The following is a 21,441-nucleotide window of genomic DNA, read 5'->3' as shown; positions in this document are numbered from 1 at the left end:
AGGCACATGCCGACTTACGAATATGAATGCCTGAAGTGCGGGCATCGGTTCGAGATCTTCCAGAAGATGTCCGATCAGCCCCGGAAGCGATGCCCGAAATGCCGCGGGAAGCTGCGACGCCTTGTCGGCTCGGGCGCCGGCATGATCTTCAAGGGGAGCGGGTTCTACGTGACGGATTACCGGTCCCAATCCTATAAGGATCAGAAAAAGAAGGAGTCCGGGGCTCCGCCTAAAGTGAAGGATGAATCAAAGCCGAAAGCCGGGCCGAAGCCCGGAAGTGGCAGTGGCGACGGCAAATCCGTTTGACTCGCTCGGACTCCCTCTGATACGTTGCCCCCGAGCTAGGCAGGCGCGCTCGGTCCCCTCGACAATCGATCGAAGCCACAGGACCTCGTAAGCCTCTATCCGACAATAGACGGCTAGACGCGCTTCATCCTCCTTGGGAAGGGAATCCATGGCGTATCGCGTGACCTTGATCCCCGGCGACGGGACCGGTCCCGAGCTCGCCGCGGCGACGCGCCGCGTGCTCGAATCGACGGGTGTCCGCTTCGATTGGGATATCCAGGAAGCCGGAATGGTCGCGCATGAGCGGGAGGGGACGCCGCTTCCCGAGCGGGTTCTGGAATCGCTGCGCCGGAATCAGGTCGGGCTCAAGGGGCCGATCACGACCCCGGTGGGCTCGGGTTTCCGGAGCGTGAACGTGGCGCTCCGCAAGGAGCTCGACCTCTACGCATGCGAGCGCCCCTGCAAGTGGTACCCGGGAGTCCGCTCCCGCTTCGAGAACATCGATCTCGTGATCGTCCGGGAGAACACGGAAGATCTCTACGCCGGCATCGAGTTCCACGTCGGCTCCGCCGGCGCGGCCCATCTTCGGGAATTGGTGCTCCGGGAGGCCGGCCGCGAGATCAAGGAAGACTCGGGCATCTCGATCAAGCCGATCAGCGTCTCCGGGACCGAGCGAATCGTCCGCCACGCCTTCCGCTACGCGCGCGCGCATCAGCGGAAGAAGATCACGGCCGTTCACAAGGCCAACATCATGAAGGACACCGACGGTCTCTTCCTCGAGTTCGCGCGGCGTGTGGCCGGCGAGTTTCCGGAGCTCGGCTTCAACGACAGGATCGTCGACAACATGTGCATGCAGCTGGTCCAGAACCCGGAAGACTACGACGTCCTCGTTCTGCCCAACCTCTACGGCGACATCCTCTCCGACCTCGCCGCGGGGTTGGTCGGAGGTCTGGGCGTCGCGCCCGGCGCGAACATCGGGGCGAACGCCGCGCTCTTCGAGCCGACGCACGGAAGCGCCCCGAAGTACGCGGGCAAGGATCGCGTCAACCCGTTCGCCATGATCCTGAGCGGGATGCTCATGCTCCGCTACCTGGGGGAGAACGAAGCGGGCGAGCGGCTGGAGGCCGCGATCGCGAAAGTGATCCGCGAAGGAAAGCACGTCACGTACGACATGAAACCCCGCCGAGACGATCCGACGGCCGTCGGCACGCAAGCCGCGGCGAGCGCCGTGATCGAGGCGATGGGGTAGGGGGCAGGGACGGTGTTCGCCGACCGCGCATCGATCCACGTCGTGGCCGGCCGCGGCGGGAACGGCTGCGTGAGCTTCCGGCGCGAGAAGTACGTGCCGAAGGGAGGCCCCGACGGCGGCGACGGCGGGGACGGCGGGAGCGTGATCTTCACCGTGAACCCTCACCTCCGCACCCTCCTCGACTTTCAGTCCCGGACGCGATTCCGCGCCGACTCGGGAGCGCACGGATCGGGGAATCAGCGGAGCGGGAAGAGCGGGGAAGATCTTCTCGTCCCCGTGCCCCCGGGGACGCTCGTCGTCGACGAATCGACCGGGGCCACGGTGGCGGATCTCGTCGAACCGGGCGCGACTTACGTGGCGGCCCGCGGGGGCCGCGGGGGGCGAGGCAACGCGCGCTTCGCGACGCCGACGCGCCAGGCGCCCCGGAACGCGGAGCCCGGCACCGACGGCGAGGAGCGGCGGATCCGCCTCGAGCTTCGCCTGATCGCCGACGTCGGACTGGTCGGTCTCCCCAATGTCGGCAAGTCCACCCTTCTCTCGCGGCTGAGCGCGGCGAGGCCGAAGATCGCCGACTACCCGTTCACGACGCTGGAGCCGCATCTGGGCATCGTGCGCGTCGACGCGGAGCGGAGCTTCGTGATGGCCGATCTTCCGGGCTTGATCGAGGGAGCGCACGCGGGCAAGGGGCTCGGGCTTGAGTTTCTGCGCCATGTCTGGCGGACCCGGATCCTGCTCGTCCTGATCGACAGCCTCTCGCCCGACCCCGGGCGCGATCTCGGGGTTCTGCTGGGCGAGCTCGAGGCGTATCACGAGGACCTGACGCGGAAACCGCGGATCGTGGCCTTGAGCCGGAGCGACCTTGCCGTGGACGACCGCTCGGCGGAGCCCCCCTTCCCCCTCGAGGCGGCGCGCTGGGGAGGCTCGATCTCAGGGGTGACCGGCGAAGGAACTAGGGAGCTCTTGGACCAGATTTGGATTATGCTCCTCGCGTCGGGAGGATCCGACGCGGATCGATGGAACGGCGACCCAGTCGCCGGCATACAGGAGTAACGATGATACCGAAGGATGCGGCAAGGCTCTGGGAAGAGCTCCGGCACCGCGAGCCGGAAGAGAAGCTGGAATGGATCCGCGAGCTGGCGCGCAATCCGACCCCCGATTCGATCGAAGTGCTGCTCGACGTTCTGAAGCAAGAGAGCTGGTTCCTGCGAGACCAAGCGGCGAGGGCGCTCGCGACCCTCGGCGAGGGGGTCGTGGAGCCGCTGATCGAATACTTGAACTCGGGTCTCTGGTATACGCGCACGGCCGCGGCATCCGCCCTTGGACGCATGGGCCTCCCGGTCTCCGCCGCGCCGCTCGTCGCGCTCCTCAAGGACCCGAACCGCACCGTGCGCGATGCCGCCCGGGACGCGCTGGTCCTCGTCTGCGGAAACGAGCTGGGACGCTTCGAGGTCGCCGTCGCGATCCATGCGCTTCCCGAGCGCGCGCGCCGGTTCGCCCTCGACGGTCTCGCGACGCGAAATTCCGGGATCGCGGAGCAGATCGCGGATCTCATGCACGATCCGGCGCTCCTCGGCCAGGCGGATCGACGACATCTGGCGCGGGCCGTCGGCGAGGACGGCCTTCGCTGGGAAGACGTGATCGGGGACGAGGGCGCCGAGCGGGAATCAGGCTGAACGCGCCCCGGCGCGCGGGGGAAGGGTGGAGGAGGGGGTTCGAGAGCTCTTGCGTCTCGCCGCGCGCCCGCGCGGCGCCGCCGGGATCCCGTTCCCGGAGACGGAGCGCGCCGTCGAGCGCGCGGCCCGGCATCTGGAGCGGTCGGGCGGCCGCGCCGTCCCGGTTCATGACCGTGACTGTCCGGCCGGTATCTCATCCCTCGCAGGCGGCCCTCGCGTCGTGTTTCTCGCCGGGCCCTGGAATCATCCCGGCCCCATGGTGGCGATCGTCGGCGCCCGCGACGCGAGCGACGACGGCCGCGACGTGGCGTTTGGGCTCGCGCGGTCCCTTGCCGAGCAAGGAGTCGCCGTGGTGAGCGGCCTCGCGCGCGGGATCGACGCCGCGGCGCACTTAGGCGCGCTCGAAGCCGGCGGGAAAAGCGGCGCCGTGCTCGGGACGGGCCTCGAGCGCGTCTACCCCAAGGAGCATCGAGCCCTCCAGCGCGCGCTCGCCGAATCGCTCGGCATCTTGAGCGCGCTCCTTCCCGGATCGGCCCCGACACGGAATACGTTCGCGTCCCGAAACCGCATTCTCGCGGCGATCTCCGGCGCGGTCGTCGTCGTTCAGGGGAGGGAGCGGAGCGGGGCGCTCCTCACCGCGACCGCGGCGCGGGGACTCGGCCGGCCCCTGGGAGCCGTGCCGTGGGACTCGAGAGATCCTCTCGGCATGGCACCGCACGCGCTCATCCGCTCCGGCGCCGCGACGCTCGTCCGCGACGCGGCGGACGTGCTCGAGCTTCTCGGCGTCGGCCAAGGAGTCCGGCCGCAGGGCGTCCCGGGAGCGGCGACGGCCGGCGTGGCCGCGGTGCAGCCCGCGACGCCGCCGGAGCGCACGGCGCTGGGAGACCGGGAAGAGCTGCTCTGGAGGGCGCTTCGCGGGCACCCGGAGCCACTGGATCACGCCGCGCGCCGCGCGAACCTCACGATCGCGGAGGCGAGCGCCGCCTTCGTGCTCCTCGAGATCCTCGGCCGCGCCCGCCGCGAGCCGGGCGGCGCCGTGCGTCGCCTGGTCCGGCGCTGACGTGGCCAAGCACCGGCCGTTTCGCAGATTTCGCCAACGCCTCGAAGCCGGGGCGCTTCGTGCCCTCGGCGCCGTCGCGCGCGCTCTTCCGTTCGAGCGCGCGAGCGACCTCGGAGCAGGAATCGGTGCCGCGGCCTTCCGCGTGCTCGGCCGCCGCCGCCGGATCGCGATCGAGAACCTGACCATGGCGCTCGGTCCCACGCCGGGCGGCCTCGACGCCGAGACCGCGGCCCGACGCGCCTTCGAGCAGCTAGGCCGGAGCTTCCTCGAGTTTCTCGCAATCCCTGCGCATCGCCGCGAGGATCTCCTCGCGCGGATCGAGTTCGTCGGGTTCGAGCCGTTTCAGGAGTGGGGGCGCGACGGCCGCGGGGCGGTGACCGTCACCGGTCACTTCGGGAATTGGGAGCTACTGGGGATGTTCGGCGGAATGGGGTTGGCGCCCGTGAAGTATCTCCTCCCTCGCCAGACCAACCCGGGAAGCGACGACTACCTGAACGAGGTCCGCCGGCGCGCGGGGGTCGAGCCGATCGTGATCGGCTACGGCATGCGGGCCGCCCTACGCGCGCTCCGAGGAGGCGCCTTCATCGGCATGCTCCCTGATCAGGACGCGCGCCGGGCCGGGATCCACGTGCCGTTCTTCGGCCGGCCCGCCTCCACGCACACCGGACCGGCCAGGCTTGCGATCGCGGCGAACGCGCCGATCGGCGTCGCCGTGATGGAGCGATCCGGGCGGGGGCGGTTTCGCGCGCGCGTTCTTCGGGTCCTCCACCCGAACCCGGAAGCCGACGAGGCGGCGGAGGTGCGCCGGCTCACGGAGGAGATGACGAAGGCCCTGGAGGAGGCGATCCGCGGTCGCCCCGACCACTGGTACTGGCTCCACCGGCGGTGGAAGACGCCGCCGCGCGAGGCGATTCCCGCTCCGATTCCCGCGGCCGTCAGGACGTGAAGCCGATCTCCTTCGACTGACCCTCGTTCAGCGTGCGGATCTTGCCGAACTGCCCCTCGTATTTCCCGATATTGGTCTCGAGCGCGTGAAGCAGCGCTCGCACGTTCGGCGGGGTCATGACGATCCTCGCGAACACCTTGCTCTTCGGCGTGCCCGGAAGAACCCGCGCGAAATCGAGCACGAACTCCGATAGCGAGTGACTGATGACGACGAAGTTCGAGTAGATCCCCTCCGCCTCCCGCTCGCCGATCTCCATGTTGATTTGCGGGGGTTGTTCCTGCCGCTTGGCTTCCATCCGTAAGCCTCCTCGTCCCAAATAGTTATCCGCAGACTCCCTGCTCAAGATAAAGCCCACGGGTGCCGTAAATCAACTTGAGTATACCGGGGAGAGGGGAATCCCCGTCTCTGCGACGCGCCGAGGGAGGGGATTGAGGGCATGAAACGATCGTCCGCCACCGCACGACTTGAAGAGCAGCTTGTCCTCGCATGGAAACGGTACGCCGGGCGAAGGATCGGGGCCCCCGAAGGGGCCGCCGCGGGCGCCTGTTACCTCGAGCCGCGCCCCTGTCCGTTCGAGCCGCGTCCCGATTTCGAGAGCCGGTTCACCAAGGATTGCGTTCACTGCGCGCGCCTCCAAGGGGCGGTGGAGCTGGCCGGCAGCGTCCCGGCGGGCTCGTCCGGCGTGCTGCCGACGCAGGAGCTTCTCTTCCGCCTCCTCGAGGAGGAAGGCCGAAGGAGCCCCGAAGCCGAGGTCGAAGAGGACGGGCGATACCAGTCGGTCGCGCTCCTCCTCCGCGCGCTCCCGCTCCTCCACACGTCGACGAGCCCTCGACGCACGGCGCAGCTCCTGCTTGGCGCCCTCGCGGGAGCGTTTGCCGAGGTCATCGACACGCTCCTGTTCTTCGAGGTGAAGTCCGATCCCGCAGGGCTCGCGCTCGCGGCCTCCTTCCGCAGGGCCGACCTGGACACGGGGATCGCGGGGCCCGAGGGCTACCTGGACGTGGAGCCGTTGGCCGCTGCCGGCATCTTCGACGGCGCGGTGTTCGAGCGTCTCCGCGACACCCTCATTCCGCTCGATCAAGATCAGGATCTCCTCTCGGACGCCGTGTTCGACGGGCGCACCGCGGTGGTCACGCGTCCGAACCGCGAGCTCAGGCTGCCGACCCTTCTGGTCGAGCATCTGCCCGACAGCCCGGCCGCCATTCTCCCCGTCTTCGGTCGGGAGCGGGTCCGGGGGCTGCTCGTGCTGTCGGCGGCGCCGGGGATCGCGGGTTGGACGTCGGATCAAATGGAGCTCCTGAGCGTCGTCGCGTCGCAGGCGGGAATCGCGCTCGATTCCTCGGGTCTCCTCGCTCTTTCCCGCCGCCGGGGGGCGGGAACCCGGGCGCTGCTCGATCTCGCCGTCGTGACGCTCAAGACGTCCCGCGCCGAGGCCTGGCCCGAAGCCGCGCTGCGCGCGTTCCTCCCCGCCACGGGCGGCCAGATCGGGGTGGTGTGGACCCTCGCCGAGCCGGAAGGGTTCACGGTGGCGGCGGCCCTGGGCGATCCGGCCGCGGCCGACCGGGATCTCTCGGAAATCGGAGAGGAGCTGCGCACCTGGTTCGACGCGGACGCGCGCCCGATCGCGGTGGAGGACGTGCGGTCGGACACGAGGCTCCCGGGAACGCTCCCGGAGGAGTGGGGATCGGCGCTGGCCGTCCCGCTTCGGTCGGACGACGCGCTGCGGGGCGCGGTGCTCGTGGTCCGAAAGGGCGGGGCCGGAGGCGAGCCCGCCGAGCCGTTCGACGCGGAGGACATCCAGGTCGCCGAGATGGCGGCGTCCCTCGCTACGTTGGCGGCGATCCGGGACGGCTCGGAGGCGTCGGCCACGCGGGTCGATCGGAAAATCCGCGAGCTCGAGGCACAGCTCCGCCACTCGGAGAAGCTCGCCGTCGTCGGAGAGCGGGGGATTCAGGTCGCGCAGGAGATCCGGAACCCGATCGCGGCCATCACGGGCTTCGCGCGGCGCGTTCTTCGGAGCGTCGGGCCGGACGACCCGAACCGCGAGTATCTCGAGATCATCCTCCGGGAGACGGAGCGGCTCGAGCGGATTCTCACGGAGCAGCTCTCGCTCGCGCAGATGACGCGGCCGCGGCTCAAGCTCCAGAGCTTGAACGCGCTCGTGCAGGAAGTGCTGGAAACGCAGTCCGAGGAGCTCGTCAAGCGGCGGGTGCGATTACTGAAGAGACTCTCTCCCGACGTCCCGAGCCTCCTCATCGACAACGACAAGATGCGCCAGGTGCTCGTCAACGTCCTTCAGTACGCGCTGCATCAGGTGCCGAGCGGCGGGCGCCTGCGCGTCGAGACGCGAAACGGCGCCGGACACGTCCAGGCCGAGATCGCGCATGACGGACCCAAGACGCCGGGCGAGAGCCTCGATCGACTCTTCGTGCCGTTTTCGTCCTCGCGCCGGTACGGCGCCGGGGTGGGATTGGCCGTCGCCTACCAGATCGTCCGCGAGCACGGCGGGGAGATCCGGGCCCGGAGCGAAGGCGACTGGAGCAGCATCGTGAGCATCTACCTCCCCGTCCGCGAGAACCACGACCGCCGCGGGAAGCCGGACCGCCGGGGCGGCGGCAAGAACGATCGACGCAGCCGCCTCGCCTAGTTGACCCGGAACACGCTGTAGTGCTAGCCTTTCCGTCCGGCGCGACCCTAGCTCAGTTGGTAGAGCACCACACTGAAAATGTGGGTGTCCGCAGTTCGATTCTGCGGGGTCGCACCATCTTTTTATTTCGGCTCACTATCCGCGAGACTCGCGGGCATCGCTTCACGAGCTGGTGTAGCTCAGCTGGTAGAGCAACGCACTCGTAATGCGTAGGTCAGCGGTTCGATTCCGCTCACCAGCTCCACTCGAGGGACGGCCGTTCCCGCCAGACGGTCCAGCATTATGACGAACAAAGAGCGTGCCGCGCCCCCACGTTCGGGGGCCGCGGCCGCGGCGTTACCGATCGAATCTCCCGATCCATGGCGCGGTCTCATGGTGAGCGCGTCGGGCATTCGCGGCATCGTGGGACAATCGCTCACGCCCGACGTGATCGTCCGTTTCGCGGGGGCGCACGGCTCTCTGCTCGGTCCCGGCCCGGTCGTCCTGGGCCGCGATTCCCGCCCGAGCGGGGCGTGGGTCTCGCGCGCGGCCGAGGCGGCGCTCCTCGCCGTGGGCCACGACGTCGTGGATGTCGGGATCGCGCCCACACCCACCATCCTCTTCGCGATCCGCCACCACGAAGCCGCGGGCGGGCTCGCCGTCACCGCGAGCCACAACCCGGCGCCGTGGAACGCGCTCAAGCTCTTCGGACCCGGCGGGACCTTCCTCGCGCCCGCTCAATCGGAGGCCGTCGCGCGGAGGGCGCTCGAGAGCGCCGCCGCGTGGGTGACGCACGAGCGCGTCGGCGCGCATCGGGTGGACGACGAGGCGATCGCGAGGCATCGCGACGCGATCCTCGCGCTCCCTGGGCTCCACCGAGAGCGCATCGTGTCGCGCCGGTTCCGGGTCGGAGTCGACTGCGTCGACGGCGCGGGCTCGGTGGCGACGCCGGCGCTCCTCCGCGCTCTTAACTGCGAAGTCGAGGCCATCTACTGCACGCCAGACGGCCTCTTCCCGCGCGTCCCCGAGCCGCTCCCCGAAAATCTCGGAGCGCTCGGGGAGCTGGTGCGCCGGTCGGGCGCGGCGATCGGCTTCGCCAACGACCCCGACGCCGACAGGCTCGCGATCGTCGACGAGCGCGGAGAGCCGATCGGTGAAGAGCGGACGCTCCAGATCGCGGTCGACTGGGCCTTGGCCGCGCGCCCGGGTCCCGTCGTCGTGAACGCATCCACCTCCATGGCGATCGACGCCATCGCGCGCCGCCACGGCGTGCCCGTCATCCGCACGCGCGTCGGGGAGGCGCACGTGGCCCAAGCGCTTCTCGAGCGGGGCGGCGTGATCGGGGGAGAGGGGAACGGCGGGGTGATCTATCCGGCGCTTCACGCGACGCGGGACGGCCTCCTGGCGGCCGCGATCGCGCTCGATTGGCTCTCGGCAGACGCCCGTCCTCTGAGCGAGCGCGTCAAAGAGCTTCCGTCCTCCGTGATGTTGAAGCGGAAGCTGGATCTCCGGCTGTCGGATTTGGCGGCGCTCGCCGCGGCGCTCACGCGGGAGTTCCCGGACGCGGAACGCAATGTTCTGGACGGAGAAAAGTACGTCTGGGAAGATAGTTGGGTGCAAGTCCGTCCCTCGGGGACGGAGCCGGCCGTTCGGATCATCGCGGAGGCCGGCAGCCAGGAGCGCGCCGAGTCGCTGATCGCTCGAGCCGCGGCCGCGCTGGAGCGGGTTCGCGCCGCGCGGCCGGCATCACAAGGGGGCTGACAAGCCATGTGCGGCATCGTCGGATACGTAGGACCTCAGGACTCCGTGCCGATCCTCATGGAGGGGCTCCGGCGTCTGGAGTATCGAGGCTACGACTCCGCCGGCCTCGCCATCCTGAACGGTGACGGGATCAAGATAGAGAAGACCGCCGGGAAGATCGCGATGCTCGAGGCGCGGATCAACGTGACCCATCCGTCGGGGACCCTCGGCATCGCGCACACGCGCTGGGCCACGCACGGCGAGCCCAACCAGATCAACGCGCACCCGCACGTCGACTGCAAGGGCCGCATCGCGGTCGTCCACAACGGCATCATCGAGAACTACTCCACGCTCAAGACGAAGCTCCAGGAGGAAGGGCACCGGTTCACGACCGACACCGACACCGAGGTGATCGCCCATCTGGTCGAGAAGTTCTACACCGGAAATCTGGAGAAGGCCGTCGCGGCGGCGCTCCGGCTCCTGACCGGCACGTACGGGATCGCGGTGATCTCTACCGACGACCCTTCCAAGATCGTCGGCGCGCGGCACGGCAGCCCGCTCGTCGTCGGCATCTGCGATTCGGAGTACATCCTCGCGTCCGACGTCTCGGCGATCATCCGCCACACGAATCAAGTGGTCTACCTGGACGACGAGGAGATGGTCGTGCTCACCCCGGCCGGGATCCACACCACCACGATCCGCGAGGAGACCGTCGCGAAGAAGGTCGAGACGGTGGACTGGGATCTCGAGATGATCGAGAAGGCGGGCTTCCCGCACTTCATGCTGAAGGAGATCTTCGAGCAGCCCCAATCGCTCCGCAACACGCTCCGGGGACGCCTGCTCGCGGATGAAGGGACCGCGCGCTTGGGTGGGCTCAACATGAGCGCGGCGGAGCTCCGCGCGATCAACCGCGTGGTCATCACGGCGTGCGGCACGTCGTGGCACGCCGGCATGATCGGCGAGTACCTGATCGAGGAGCTCGCGCGGATCCCCGTCGAGGTCGAGTACGCGTCCGAGTTCCGGTATCGGAACCCGATTTTGGAGCCGGGGACCGTGGTCATCGCGATCAGCCAGTCGGGCGAGACGGCCGACACGCTCTCCGCGATGCGCGAGGCGAAGCGAAAGGGAGCCCGCGTGCTCGGCGTCTGCAACGCGGTCGGCTCCACGATCGCGCGGGAGTCGGACGGCGGGGTCTACATTCACGCCGGCCCCGAGATCGGCGTGGCGTCGACGAAGGCCTTCACCTCGCAGGTCGCGGCGCTCGCCCTGTTCACCCTCTACCTGGGCCGCCTCGGCGAGCTCTCGCCCGAGCTGGGCGCGGAGCTGGTGCGGGAGCTGGAATTGATCCCCGGGAAGATCGAGACGATCCTCGCGGGGGCGGAGTCGATCAAGACGATCGCCCGCGCCTACGCCCACCACAACAACTTCCTCTATCTGGGCCGCGGCGTGAATTTCCCCGTGGCCCTGGAGGGAGCCCTGAAGCTCAAGGAGATCTCCTACATCCACGCCGAGGGATATCCGGCGGCCGAGATGAAGCACGGCCCGATCGCCCTCATCGACGACAACATGCCGGTCGTGTTCATCTGCACGCAGGATTCCGCCTATGAGAAGGTCCTGAGCAACATGGAGGAGGTGCGCGCCCGCCGCGGGAAGATCATCGCGGTCGCCTCCGAAGGCGACACGCACGTCGGGACGAAGGCCGACCACGTCCTCTACATTCCGCGGACGATGGGCTCGCTGACGCCGCTTCTCGCGGCGATCCCGCTCCAGCTCCTGGCCTACCACATCGCGGTCGAGCGCGGCTGTGACGTGGACCAGCCTCGAAATCTCGCCAAGAGCGTCACGGTCGAGTGAGCCCTTCGCCGTCCGGTACTGTCCTCCGCACCGACGGCGCCCCCGCCGCGATCGGTCCCTACGTTCAGGGACGGACGGGTCCGCTCACGGGCCGCTGGATCACGACCTCGGGCCAGATCGGCCTCGATCCGAAGACCGGCGCGCTGGTCGCGGGAGGGATCGTGGCCGAGACGGAGCGGGTGATCGACAACCTGGAGGCGATTCTCGGGTCGGCCGGCGCGTCGCTCGCCCACGTCGTCAAGACGACCGTCTTCCTGGCCGAAATGGCGGACTTCGGCGCGATGAACGAGATCTACGCGCGCCGCTTCCCGGAACCCAAGCCCGCCCGCACGACCGTCGCGGTGCGGGAGCTGCCTCGAGCCTGCCGCGTGGAGATCGAAGCATGGGCGCTTATCGCGTAAGCCGCCCCCCCGTCGAGGCGCCTCGACTCACGCAACAAGTAGCCTGCGCCGGATGCGCGGCCAAGATCCCGATCCAAGTGCTCCAGGAAATTCTGGGCGCGCTCCCGCCGCCGTCCCGGTCGCCGCGGCTCCTCGTCGGCCCGGAGACGTGGGACGACGCCGGCGTCTACAAGATGAGCCCGACGCTGGCCCTCGTCCAGACGGTGGACTTCTTCACGCCGATGGTCGACGACCCCTACGATTTCGGCGCGATCGCGGCGGCGAACGCGGTGAGCGACGTCTACGCCATGGGCGGCGTCCCGAAGCTCGCGCTCTCGATCCTCTGCTTCCCCGCGGAGACCGGCGATCCGGCCGTGCTGCGCGAGATCGTGCGCGGCGGCGCCGACGCGCTCAAGCAGGCCGGCGTCCTCATCATGGGAGGGCATTCCGTCCGGGACCCCGAGATCAAGTTCGGCTACGCCGTGACCGGGGAAGTGCACCCGAAGCGCGTGGTCACGAACGCCGGCGCGAAGAACGGCGACCTGCTCGTCCTCACGAAGCCGATCGGGGTCGGAATTCTGGCGACCGCGCTGAAGCGCGGCCTCCTGCCCCGGCCGCTCCTCCAGACGATGACGCGCCAGATGAAAACGCTGAATCGGGCCGCGTCGGAGGCGATGCGCGCCTCCGGCGTCCACGCCGCCACCGATGTCACGGGCTTCGGCCTTCTGGGCCACGCCCGAAATATCGCCCGCGCCAGCAAGAAGACGATCCGCATCTGGAGCAGCGCGGTTCCGCTTCTTCCGGGCGTGCGCGAGTTCGCAGCCCAGGGCGTCGCCTCGAGCGGCCTTCATTCGAACCGGGAAGCCATCGAGCCCGACATCACGTGGGATGGCGCCACGCCGGAGCCCCTGCGCCTCGCGCTGGTCGACCCCCAGACGTCGGGCGGGCTTCTGATCGCGGTGCCGTCATCGAAGACGGAGGCGCTGATCCGCAGGCTCAAACGGTCCAAGGTGAGCGCGGCGGTCGTCGGCGAAGTGCTCGCGCCCGGTGCGCGCCCGCTCGAGGTGACCGCCTGAGCCGATGCCGCTGCGGGGACGGATGGGATCTGGTGGTCTCCGAGGACTTCAAATCCTTCTGTCGGGCGTTTCCAACGTCCGAGGTGGGTTCGATTCCCACACGTTCCCGCCAACGCCGAAAGGAGTGAGACCGTGAACGATCTGCTCCAATCGTGGTTCGGACTGAACTGGAACGATCCGCGGGTCATGGGCGTCGTGATCGTCATCGCGATTCTCGCGGTCGTGCGGAAGTGGTGGCTGGTTCTCCTCCTGGTCCTTCTCGTGGCGCTCGCGCAAGGTCTGGAGTATCTGCTCCAGCACTCCACGCTCGGGGCGGACTTCACGAAGGGCGCGGTGATCGGGGTCTACGTCTTTGGCGGCATTCTTCTGCTCTTCATGGCGATCGCCCATTACTTCACGAAGGAATAGCGCCCAGCGATCGGGGTTCCGGACCGGCGCTGGCGTCGTCGCGGCCCTCCTGATGGCGCTCTCGGCTCCTGGCGCGTCCGCCGCGGCGGGCGCGAACGCCAAGGGAGGGGCCCCACCGGATTCGGCGCGGCATTTTCCCTCGCCGCTCGGCGTCATGCTTCGCTCGGCGATCGTGCCCGGCTGGGGTCAGATCGCCAATCACAAATGGCTCAAGGCGGTCGTGGTCGTGGGGGGCGAGGGACTGCTGCTCTCGAAGGCGCTCGACGAGTATCACAAGGAGCAGCACGCGGCAAACATCGGGGATGCCTTGGGCAAAGACAGCCACTACAACCTGAAAGTGAACTACGTCTGGTGGGGCATCGCGGTCCACCTGCTCCAAATGGCCGACGCTTACGTCGACGCCCACCTGGCGAGCTTCGACACCGACTTCGGACCCGAGGAGGCCCCACGCGACACGGCGGTGGGACCGGGGCTCGACACCAAGGGCGAAGCGCGTCTGGCCGTCGCCGTGCATGTCCGCTTCTGATCTCGCCACGATGAAACGTCGCGAGACCGTCCGGAATTTCTGCATCATCGCGCACATCGACCACGGGAAGTCCACGCTGGCCGACCGGCTTCTGGAAAAGACCAAGACCGTCCCGAAGTCGAAGATGAAAGACCAGGTGCTGGACAACATGGACCTGGAGCGGGAGAAGGGAATCACGATCAAGTCGCACGCGATCGCGATGTCGTATCTGGCGAAGGACGGGAAGACCTACCAGCTCAACCTCATCGACACCCCGGGACACGTCGACTTCACCTACGAGGTGTCGCGGAGCCTCGCCGCCTGCGAGGGGGCGATCCTGGTCGTCGACGCCTCCCAGGGCGTGCAGGCGCAGACGATCTCGAACCTCTATCTGGCCCAGGACCAGCGCCTGACGATCGTCCCCGTCCTCAACAAGGTGGACATGCCCGCCGCCATGCCCGACGAGGTGGCGCTCGAGATGGCGCAGCTCCTCCACGTGGAACCGGAGGAGGTGATCCGGGTTTCCGCCAAGGAGGGGACGAACATCGAGGGCGTGCTCGAGGCGATCGTCGCGCGGGTCCCCCCGCCGGCCGACCTGCGGGACGGCACGCTGCAGGCCCTGATCTTCGACTCCGTCTTCGACCAGTTCCGGGGCGTGATCGTCTACGTCCGCGTCACGCGCGGGACCATCCGGCCGGGTCACGCGATCCGATTCCTTTCGACGGACAAGAACTACGAGGTGCTCGAGGTCGGCGTGCTGCGGCTGGGGCTCGAGCCGCGGGAGGAGCTCACGGCGGGCGACGTCGGCTACGTCATCGCGAACGTGAAGGTCGTGGCGGACGCCAAGGTGGGCGATACGATCGTCTCGGCGGACGATCCCGCTCCGACGGCGCTCCCGGGCTACCGGCCGGTCAAGCCGATGGTCTTCTCGGGTCTCTACCCGATGGAGGCGGAGAGCTATGAGTCGCTCAAGGAGTCGCTCTCCCGGCTTCAGCTGAACGACGCGTCGCTCACGTACGAGCCCGAGACCTCCCTCGCGCTCGGCTTCGGGTTCCGCTGCGGATTTCTGGGGCTCCTCCACATGGAGATCGTCCAGGAGCGGCTCACGCGCGAATACGACGTCAACCTGATCGCGACGGTGCCGAGCGTCGAGTACCACGTGCTCCGCACGAACGGGGAGCTATCCGTCGTCGAGAACCCGGCTCTGATGCCGCCCGCGAACCAGATCGAGTCGATCGAGGAGCCGTACGTGCGCGCGCAGGTCATCGTCCCGACCGAGTACGTGGGCAACATCATGAAGCTGGCGCAGGACCGGCGCGGTATCTTCGGGGGCATGCAATACCCGAGCGAGGACCGGGCGCACCTGACCTACGACCTTCCGCTCGGCGAGATCGTCCTCGACTTCTACGACAAGCTCAAGTCGTTGAGCCGCGGATACGCCTCCCTCGACTACGAGCTGGCCGGCTACAAGCCTGCCGATCTCGTGAAGATGGACGTGGTCCTGAACGGCGATCCCGTCGACGCGCTCTCGGTGATCGTGAACCGGGCGGGCGCGTACGAATGGGGTCGCGACATCTGCCTCAAGCTGAAAGAATTGATCCCGCGCCAGATGTTTCCGATCGCGATCCAAGCGGCGATCGGCGGAAATGTGATCGCGCGGGAGACGATCTCCGCGTTGCGCAAGAACGTGATCGCCAAGTGCTACGGCGGGGACATCACCCGCAAACGAAAGCTCCTCGAGAAGCAACGCGAGGGGAAACAGCGAATGAAGCAGATCGGCACCGTCCGGATTCCCCAGGAGGCGTTCCTCGCGGTCCTCCGGGTCGAGCGGTGAGCCGACGATGAAAAGGGGGACACCCAGCATGGCGACTGCAACGACCGGCACGACGATGCGGGCCAAGGCGCGCATCAAATCGACCGTCCGCGAGTACGTGGAGGCGATCCTCCTCGCGGTCGTCCTGACGGTCGTGATCCGGGGCCTCGTGATCCAGGCGTTCCGGATTCCCAGCGGTTCCATGGAGGACACGCTCCTCGTGGGCGACTTCCTCTTCGTCAACAAGATGGTGTACGGCTCGGAGATCGACATCGGATTTGGGGGAAACCGGATCGTCTATCACCGCTTCCCGGCGATCCAGGAGCCGAAGCCGGGGGACATCATCGTGTTCCGGTATCCGGACGACCCCGCGCGCGATTTCATCAAGCGCTGCGTCGCGGTCGGCGGCCAGGTCGTGGAAATTCGGGAAAAGGTGCTCTACGTGGACGGACGCCCGCGCGAGGAGCCGTACGCGGTGCACAAGGATCCGCGAGTGCTGCCTCGCGAGACAAGCCGCCGCGACAATTTTGGTCCGTTCCAGGTGCCGCAGGGGCACCTGTTCATGATGGGCGACAACCGCGACAACAGCCACGACAGCCGGTTCTGGGGCGCGCTGCCGCGGAGTCTCGTGAAGGGGAAGGCGATGTTCCTTTACTGGTCGTGGGACGCGGACCGTAGGCTGCCGCGCCTCAACCGCCTCTTCCACCCGGTGGGATGATCGTGGAACACGGGCTCTACCTCCATCTGCCGTACTGCCGCAGCCTCTGCCCCTACTGCGCTTTCGCGAAGGCGCCGCTCCACCGGGCGGAGCCCGAGCGCCTTCTGCGCGCGCTCCGGGCCGAGTGGGAAATGGCCCGCGAGGATGACGGCCGCTGGGGAAGGCCGCGCACGATTTTCTTCGGCGGGGGCACGCCGACCGCCCTGGCTCCCGAGTCGCTCGGCGAGCTCTTGGCGTGGATCGGCGACGCGTTCGATCTGAGCCGCGTGCGCGAGTGGACCGCCGAGGCGAACCCGGAGGGACTGACCGACGAGAAGCTCGCGGTCCTTCGCCGCGGCGGCGTCGATCGCCTGAGCCTCGGAATCCAGTCGCTCGAGCCGGGAGTGCTCCGCGCGCTCGGCCGCATCCATTCCGCCGCCGCCGCGCTCGACGCGATCGCGCGGGCGCGGAGAGCCGCGTTCACGAACATCTCGATCGATCTCATGGTCGCGGTTCCCGGTGAGACGCCCGAGGGGGTCCGCCGCGCCGTCGAGACGGTCGTGGAGCTCGGCGTCCCGCACGTCTCGGTATACAGCCTCCAGGTCGAAGAGGGGACGCCCCTTTCGGCGAAGGTCGCGCGCGGGGCCGTCGAGGCGCCGGGCGATGAGGTCGCGGCGGCGCGGTACGAGGAGATCGCCGCGGTCCTGGGCTGCGCCGGGTACGTCCACTACGAAGTGTCGAACTGGGCGCTTCCCGGCTACGAGTCCCGGCACAACACCGGCTACTGGGCGCGCCGTCCTTACCTGGGGCTCGGGCCCGGCGCGCATTCGTTCGACGGCGTGGAGCGCTGGAGAAACGAGGAGGGCGTGACCCGCTATTACGAGCGCGTCGAGGAGGGGGCGCTCCCGCGGGACGACCGCGCGGCGCTCTCGCCGCGGGATGAGGTCGAGGAGAGGATCATGCTCGGGCTCAGGCGCGCGCAGGGGCTTCGCCGGATCGAGCTCACGCGGCTCGCGGGACCGGTCGCCACGAGGTGGAGCGAGTGGGCGGCAAGCGCCGGCGCGGTTCGCCTCGATCCGCCGGGCCGCGTCCGGCCCACCGATCGAGGCCTCCTCCTCGCTCAGGAGATTTCCGCCGAGCTCCTCGCCCGCATGAGCGAGGCACCGCCCGCGCCGGCTTGACACCCGCCCCGGCTTGACGCCCTCACCGCCCGCGCCGGCTTGACACCCGCAGCCTCCGCTGGTAGCTTCCTCTAGTCATTGGCACTTGCAAGCTGTGAGTGCCAATCGATCCCAACGCCATGACCCGACCCGATCTCGACGAGCGGCATCGCCGCATCCTGACGTTCGTGGTGGAGAGCCACGTGACCCGAGCCGAACCGGTCGGGTCGCAGTATGTCCGCGCGGCCTATCATCTCAGCATCTCGCCGGCCACGATCCGGAACGCGATGCAGCAGCTGGAAGAGCGCGGGTTCCTCGGCCATCCCCACACCTCCGCCGGGCGCGTCCCGACGGAAGCGGGCTATCGCTATTACGTCGACGAGCTGATGCGGCCCGAGCCGATCCCGAAGGCAACCCGCCGCACCGTCTCCGAGGCGATCGGCCCTGTCCCGGAGACCGGCAACCCGATTCCTGCGGAGATCCTGCATGTCCTCGCGCGGGCGTCCCGGCAGCTGGCGCTCGTCCTGATCCAGGACAGCGCCGAGCGGGTCGTGGAGCGGGTCGACGTGGTCGGGCTCGAGGGTGGTCTCTTGGTCTTGGCGCTTCGGGAGACCACCGGCCGGGTCGCCACGTCCAGCTGGAAGCCCGAGCGGCCGCCGGATGGCGCGACCCTGCGACAGGCCCAAAGACGCATCCAGGAGGCGCTCCCGATCCGCGGCGCGGAAGAGGCGACGGCGCTCGCGGCGCGTGCACGCCGGGAATCGCCCACCGCCGGCGCAGCCGCCGGCGCCGCGCTCGCCGCGGATCTCCTCGAGCGGATCGCGCATCTCATGGAAGCCGCCGGGCCGCCCGCGGTCCGGATCGACGGCGCCGACAACATCGCCTCCCAGCCCGAATTCCAGTCGCCGGCCAGCCTCCGGCCGTTGGTCTCGCTCCTGGCCGAGCGGGAGCCGATGGCGCGCGCCCTCGAGGCGACCGCCGAATTCGGCCGAGCGCGGGTCTCGATCGGGCGCGAGAACGGCGCGGGCGCGCTCCGAAATTGCTCGATCGTCGGGATGCGCGTCGAGGCGCGCGGCGTGCAGGGGCTTCTTGGCGTCATGGGCCCGGTGCGGATGCCGTACCGCCGGCTCGTGTCGCTCGTCTCGTACGTGGGGGAACGCCTCGCGGAGGCACGATGAACGCAAGAAAACGTGAAGAAGCTGCGGAGCAGGAGCGCGCCGATCCCGGCCTCGAGGCCGAGGCGCCGGATCCGGCGATCGCCGAGCTGGCTCGGCTCCGCGCCCGTGAGGACGAGCTGCTCCGCGCGCTCGCCGAGCAGCAGAACGTGAATCGCCGGCGGCGCCAGGAAATGGACGCCGCCGTCATTTACGCGCAGGAAGATCTGATGCGCGAAATCCTGCCCGTGCTCGACGACTTCGAGCGCGCCTTGAAGGCGATGGAAGGAAAGGCAGGCGAGTCGATCCTCTCTGGAATCGGGATGATCTACGACCGCCTCGTTCGAATCCTCGAGAAGCAGGGCGTCACCCCGATCCGGCCCCAGGGCGTGCCATTCGACCCCGCGCTCCACGAGGCGGTGGCCGAACAGGCCGGGACCGGCGCCACGCCGGGCACGATCGTCGAGGTCGTGCAGCCGGGCTACCGCTTCCGTGACCGCGTGCTCCGGCACGCGAAGGTGATCGTCGCGGGTCCCTCGGGCACCGCCGCTCCGGAGACGACGACACCATCGGGAGCGCCCCGGTAGTGGCCAAACGGGACTACTACGAAGTGCTGGGCGTGCCCCGCGGCGCGTCGGAGGATGAGATCAAGAAGGCGTATCGCCAGCACGCGCTCAAGTGGCATCCCGACCGAAATCCCGGGAACAAGGAGGCGGAAGCCCGGTTCCGCGAGGCCGCCGAAGCATACGAAATTCTGCGCGATCCGGAGAAGCGGGCGCACTACGACCGCTTCGGACACGCGCCGGCGGCCCCTCCGGGCGGCGGCTTCGGCGACTTCGCCGGGTTTGATCTGGCCGACGCGCTTCGCGCCTTCATGCGCGACTTCGGCGGCGGTGGATTCGGCGGATTCGGCGACGCCTTCGAGCAGCAGTCGGCCCGCGGCGGCCCGCGCGAACGGCGTGGCAACACGCTGGAGCTTCGCCTGCCTCTGACGCTCGAGGAGATCGCGACCGGAGTCGAGAAGGTCGTCAAGATCCGTCATATGCGCGCCTGCTCGACCTGCCACGGAACCGGCGCCAAGGAGGGGACGACCCGGAAGACCTGCCCGGTCTGTCACGGCTCGGGCCAGGTGCGGTTGGTGCAGCGCTCGATCCTCGGCCAGCTGATCAACATCACGACGTGCGACCGGTGCCGCGGCGAGGGGACCGTGATCGAAACGCCGTGCGCCGACTGCGCCGGCGAGGGACGCCGCCGCGAGCAGAGCGAGCTCACGATCCAGGTCCCGGCCGGGGTCTCGAACGGGAACTACATCCCGCTCGCCGGCATGGGAGACGTCGGTCCCCGGGGCGGCGCGCCCGGCGACCTGATCGCCCACATCGAGGAGATCGAGCACGACCTCTTCCTGAGGGACGGAGACGACCTCCTGGTCGAGATTCCGATCAGCGTCGCAAAGGCGGCGCTCGGGGGGCGGATCGAAGTCCCGACCCTGGGCGGAGGACGGGCGGCCATCGACGTGCCCGCGGGTACGACCCCGGGGAAGCTCCTTCGCCTCCGCGGGAAGGGGATACGGAGCCTCAAGCGGTCGAAGCCTGGGGATCTGCTGGTTCGGATCGACCTCGCGACGCCGGCAAAGCTCTCGGACCGGGGGAAGAAGCTGCTCCAGGAATTCGACGAGCTGCCCGAGGCCAAGCCCGCGGCCCCGCGGCGACCCCGCGACGACGCCGGCCGCTAGGCCGTGCCCAAGCCGCGACGACCCGACACGATCTTCTGGGTCGCCCCCGACGCGATCCGAGGCGATCGCCTCACGCTCGATCGCGAGGAATCACACCACCTTCTGCACGTACACCGAGCGGCTCCCGGGACCCCCTTCGTGGCGGTCGACGGGGTGGGGGGAACCTACGAGTGCCTTCTCGAATCGTCGGATCGGCGCGTCGCGGTCGGCGCAATCGAGCGGCGATCTTCGGGTCAGGGCGAGCTTTCCGTTCCGATCACGCTCTTGGTCGGCCTCCCCGGCGCCGGACCCGCGGAAACGGTCGTGGCCCACGCCGTGCCGCTTGGAGCGCTGGCGATCGACTTCGTCGCCTGCGACCGGGCCGGACGCCAAGCACTTGAATCTTCGCGCCTCGAGCGGTTATCCAGGGTCGCCGTCTCCGCGCTGAAGCAGTCGCGGCGCAGCCGCCTACCGGCGATCCGTTCCTCGGCCTCATTGGAGGCGGCCATTGCGCTTCTGGGCGACGGGCCGAGATATGTGGCGGATCCGGGGAGCCAGTCCCGCATCAAATCCGCATCGGGTGAGCTTCAAGGCTCTATTTCCCTGGCTGTTGGACCGCCCGGCGGCTTTACGGACGAAGAGGGCGGGAGGCTCCTCGAGGCTGGATTCCGGCCTATCTCACTAGGTGGTAGCAGATTAACCACGGAGACGGCCGCGATAGCGCTTTTGGCGGTCGTGCGTAATCAATTAGAATAAAACAGGATATGGCCCATTTGACAAAGAGGGCCTTTTGGGGTATCATTTGTAGTGTTAGCCGGATGCTGCCCAGGCCAATTTGGAGGGCTGTCTCGACACCTCAAACCACGGTGAGGAGGCGATTTATAAGATGCCCGGCATCAGGGTCAAAGAAGGCGAGTCCTTCGAGAGCGCCCTTCGCCGGTTCAAGAAGAAGTGCGAGAAGGCTGGAGTTCTCGCGGATCTACGACGTCATCAGCACTTCGAGAAACCGAGCGAGCGGCGCAAGCGGAAGCTTAACGCCGCGAAAAGAAAGATGATGGCTCGGATGAAGGCGGAGTAGCGCGTCATTCGAGGTCGCAATACGGG

General features: G+C 68.5%; 22 protein-coding genes and 2 tRNA genes. 23 read left to right on the top strand and 1 reads right to left on the bottom strand.

Features of this window, described 5'->3' with window-relative positions:
* The first annotated feature begins 6 nt into the window (after positions 1-6).
* From E6K79_02090 to E6K79_02065, 6 genes are all read left to right on the top strand, one after another.
* The gene (locus E6K79_02090) at positions 7-306 is read left to right on the top strand and encodes a zinc ribbon domain-containing protein (protein ID TMQ66720.1); all 300 of its coding nucleotides are present in this window, start codon (positions 7-9) and stop codon (positions 304-306) included.
* 148 nt (positions 307-454) lie between these two features.
* Positions 455-1,534, top strand: coding sequence for an isocitrate/isopropylmalate dehydrogenase family protein (locus E6K79_02085; protein TMQ66719.1), 1,080 nt, complete (start codon positions 455-457; stop codon positions 1,532-1,534).
* Between the two features lie 12 nt (positions 1,535-1,546).
* The gene (gene obgE / locus E6K79_02080) at positions 1,547-2,584 is read left to right on the top strand and encodes a GTPase ObgE (protein ID TMQ66718.1); all 1,038 of its coding nucleotides are present in this window, start codon (positions 1,547-1,549) and stop codon (positions 2,582-2,584) included.
* Positions 2,548-3,207, top strand: a complete 660-nt coding sequence (locus E6K79_02075; GenBank protein TMQ66717.1) for a HEAT repeat domain-containing protein — start codon at positions 2,548-2,550, stop codon at positions 3,205-3,207. The genes obgE and E6K79_02075 overlap by 37 nt, the downstream gene beginning before the upstream one ends.
* 25 nt (positions 3,208-3,232) lie before the next feature.
* Positions 3,233-4,267: a DNA-processing protein DprA gene (locus tag E6K79_02070; GenBank protein TMQ66716.1), complete on the top strand. Its 1,035-nt coding sequence runs from the start codon at positions 3,233-3,235 to the stop codon at positions 4,265-4,267.
* Positions 3,903-5,213: a hypothetical protein gene (locus tag E6K79_02065; protein ID TMQ66715.1), complete on the top strand. Its 1,311-nt coding sequence runs from the start codon at positions 3,903-3,905 to the stop codon at positions 5,211-5,213. The genes E6K79_02070 and E6K79_02065 overlap by 365 nt, the downstream gene beginning before the upstream one ends.
* Here the strand turns inward: E6K79_02065 and E6K79_02060 are convergent.
* Complete coding sequence (locus E6K79_02060; GenBank protein ID TMQ66714.1) at positions 5,203-5,508, bottom strand: DUF3467 domain-containing protein; 306 nt, start codon at positions 5,506-5,508, stop codon at positions 5,203-5,205. The genes E6K79_02065 and E6K79_02060 overlap by 11 nt on opposite strands.
* 141 nt (positions 5,509-5,649) lie before the next feature.
* Between E6K79_02060 and E6K79_02055 the strand changes: the two genes are divergently transcribed.
* The 17 genes from E6K79_02055 to rpsU all read left to right on the top strand — a co-directional run bounded on the left by E6K79_02055 (position 5,650) and on the right by rpsU (position 21,415).
* On the top strand, positions 5,650-7,860 hold the full coding sequence (locus tag E6K79_02055; GenBank protein TMQ66713.1) for a GAF domain-containing protein: 2,211 nt from the start codon (positions 5,650-5,652) through the stop codon (positions 7,858-7,860).
* Positions 7,861-7,901: 41 nt separating this feature from the next.
* Positions 7,902-7,977 (top strand) — tRNA-Phe (locus E6K79_02050).
* Positions 7,978-8,028: 51 nt separating this feature from the next.
* Positions 8,029-8,104: transfer RNA gene (locus E6K79_02045), tRNA-Thr, on the top strand.
* A gap of 38 nt (positions 8,105-8,142) precedes the next feature.
* The gene (gene glmM, locus E6K79_02040; protein ID TMQ66712.1) at positions 8,143-9,600 is read left to right on the top strand and encodes a phosphoglucosamine mutase; all 1,458 of its coding nucleotides are present in this window, start codon (positions 8,143-8,145) and stop codon (positions 9,598-9,600) included.
* Between the two features lie 6 nt (positions 9,601-9,606).
* Entirely contained in the window at positions 9,607-11,433 is a 1,827-nt protein-coding gene (glmS, locus tag E6K79_02035) for a glutamine--fructose-6-phosphate transaminase (isomerizing) (protein TMQ66711.1), read from the top strand.
* Complete coding sequence (locus E6K79_02030) at positions 11,430-11,834, top strand: RidA family protein (GenBank protein ID TMQ66710.1); 405 nt, start codon at positions 11,430-11,432, stop codon at positions 11,832-11,834. Before glmS ends, E6K79_02030 begins: the two co-directional genes overlap by 4 nt.
* A complete protein-coding gene (gene selD, locus E6K79_02025; GenBank protein ID TMQ66709.1) occupies positions 11,816-12,889 on the top strand; it encodes a selenide, water dikinase SelD in 1,074 nt (357 codons plus the stop codon). Before E6K79_02030 ends, selD begins: the two co-directional genes overlap by 19 nt.
* A gap of 132 nt (positions 12,890-13,021) precedes the next feature.
* The gene (locus E6K79_02020) at positions 13,022-13,297 is read left to right on the top strand and encodes a hypothetical protein (GenBank protein TMQ66708.1); all 276 of its coding nucleotides are present in this window, start codon (positions 13,022-13,024) and stop codon (positions 13,295-13,297) included.
* 52 nt (positions 13,298-13,349) lie between these two features.
* Positions 13,350-13,823: a hypothetical protein gene (locus tag E6K79_02015; protein ID TMQ66707.1), complete on the top strand. Its 474-nt coding sequence runs from the start codon at positions 13,350-13,352 to the stop codon at positions 13,821-13,823.
* Positions 13,810-15,636: an elongation factor 4 gene (lepA, locus tag E6K79_02010; protein TMQ66706.1), complete on the top strand. Its 1,827-nt coding sequence runs from the start codon at positions 13,810-13,812 to the stop codon at positions 15,634-15,636. Before E6K79_02015 ends, lepA begins: the two co-directional genes overlap by 14 nt.
* A 55-nt stretch (positions 15,637-15,691) precedes the next feature.
* Complete coding sequence (gene lepB / locus E6K79_02005; GenBank protein ID TMQ66801.1) at positions 15,692-16,333, top strand: signal peptidase I; 642 nt, start codon at positions 15,692-15,694, stop codon at positions 16,331-16,333.
* A complete protein-coding gene (gene hemW, locus E6K79_02000) occupies positions 16,330-17,493 on the top strand; it encodes a radical SAM family heme chaperone HemW (protein ID TMQ66705.1) in 1,164 nt (387 codons plus the stop codon). The genes lepB and hemW overlap by 4 nt, the downstream gene beginning before the upstream one ends.
* A 119-nt stretch (positions 17,494-17,612) precedes the next feature.
* Complete coding sequence (gene hrcA, locus E6K79_01995; GenBank protein TMQ66704.1) at positions 17,613-18,650, top strand: heat-inducible transcription repressor HrcA; 1,038 nt, start codon at positions 17,613-17,615, stop codon at positions 18,648-18,650.
* Positions 18,647-19,213 (top strand): nucleotide exchange factor GrpE, encoded by a 567-nt coding sequence (locus tag E6K79_01990; protein ID TMQ66703.1) that lies wholly within the window; start codon positions 18,647-18,649, stop codon positions 19,211-19,213. The genes hrcA and E6K79_01990 overlap by 4 nt, the downstream gene beginning before the upstream one ends.
* Positions 19,213-20,358: a molecular chaperone DnaJ gene (dnaJ, locus tag E6K79_01985; GenBank protein ID TMQ66702.1), complete on the top strand. Its 1,146-nt coding sequence runs from the start codon at positions 19,213-19,215 to the stop codon at positions 20,356-20,358. Before E6K79_01990 ends, dnaJ begins: the two co-directional genes overlap by 1 nt.
* A 3-nt stretch (positions 20,359-20,361) precedes the next feature.
* The gene (locus E6K79_01980; protein TMQ66701.1) at positions 20,362-21,093 is read left to right on the top strand and encodes a 16S rRNA (uracil(1498)-N(3))-methyltransferase; all 732 of its coding nucleotides are present in this window, start codon (positions 20,362-20,364) and stop codon (positions 21,091-21,093) included.
* 130 nt (positions 21,094-21,223) lie between these two features.
* On the top strand, positions 21,224-21,415 hold the full coding sequence (rpsU, locus tag E6K79_01975; protein TMQ66800.1) for a 30S ribosomal protein S21: 192 nt from the start codon (positions 21,224-21,226) through the stop codon (positions 21,413-21,415).
* The last annotated feature ends 26 nt before the right edge of the window (positions 21,416-21,441 follow it).

The organism is Candidatus Eisenbacteria bacterium (assembly GCA_005893305.1).
Classification (GTDB): domain Bacteria; phylum Eisenbacteria; class RBG-16-71-46; order SZUA-252; family SZUA-252; genus WS-9.
This window is presented reverse-complemented; position numbering and strand designations above follow the sequence as displayed.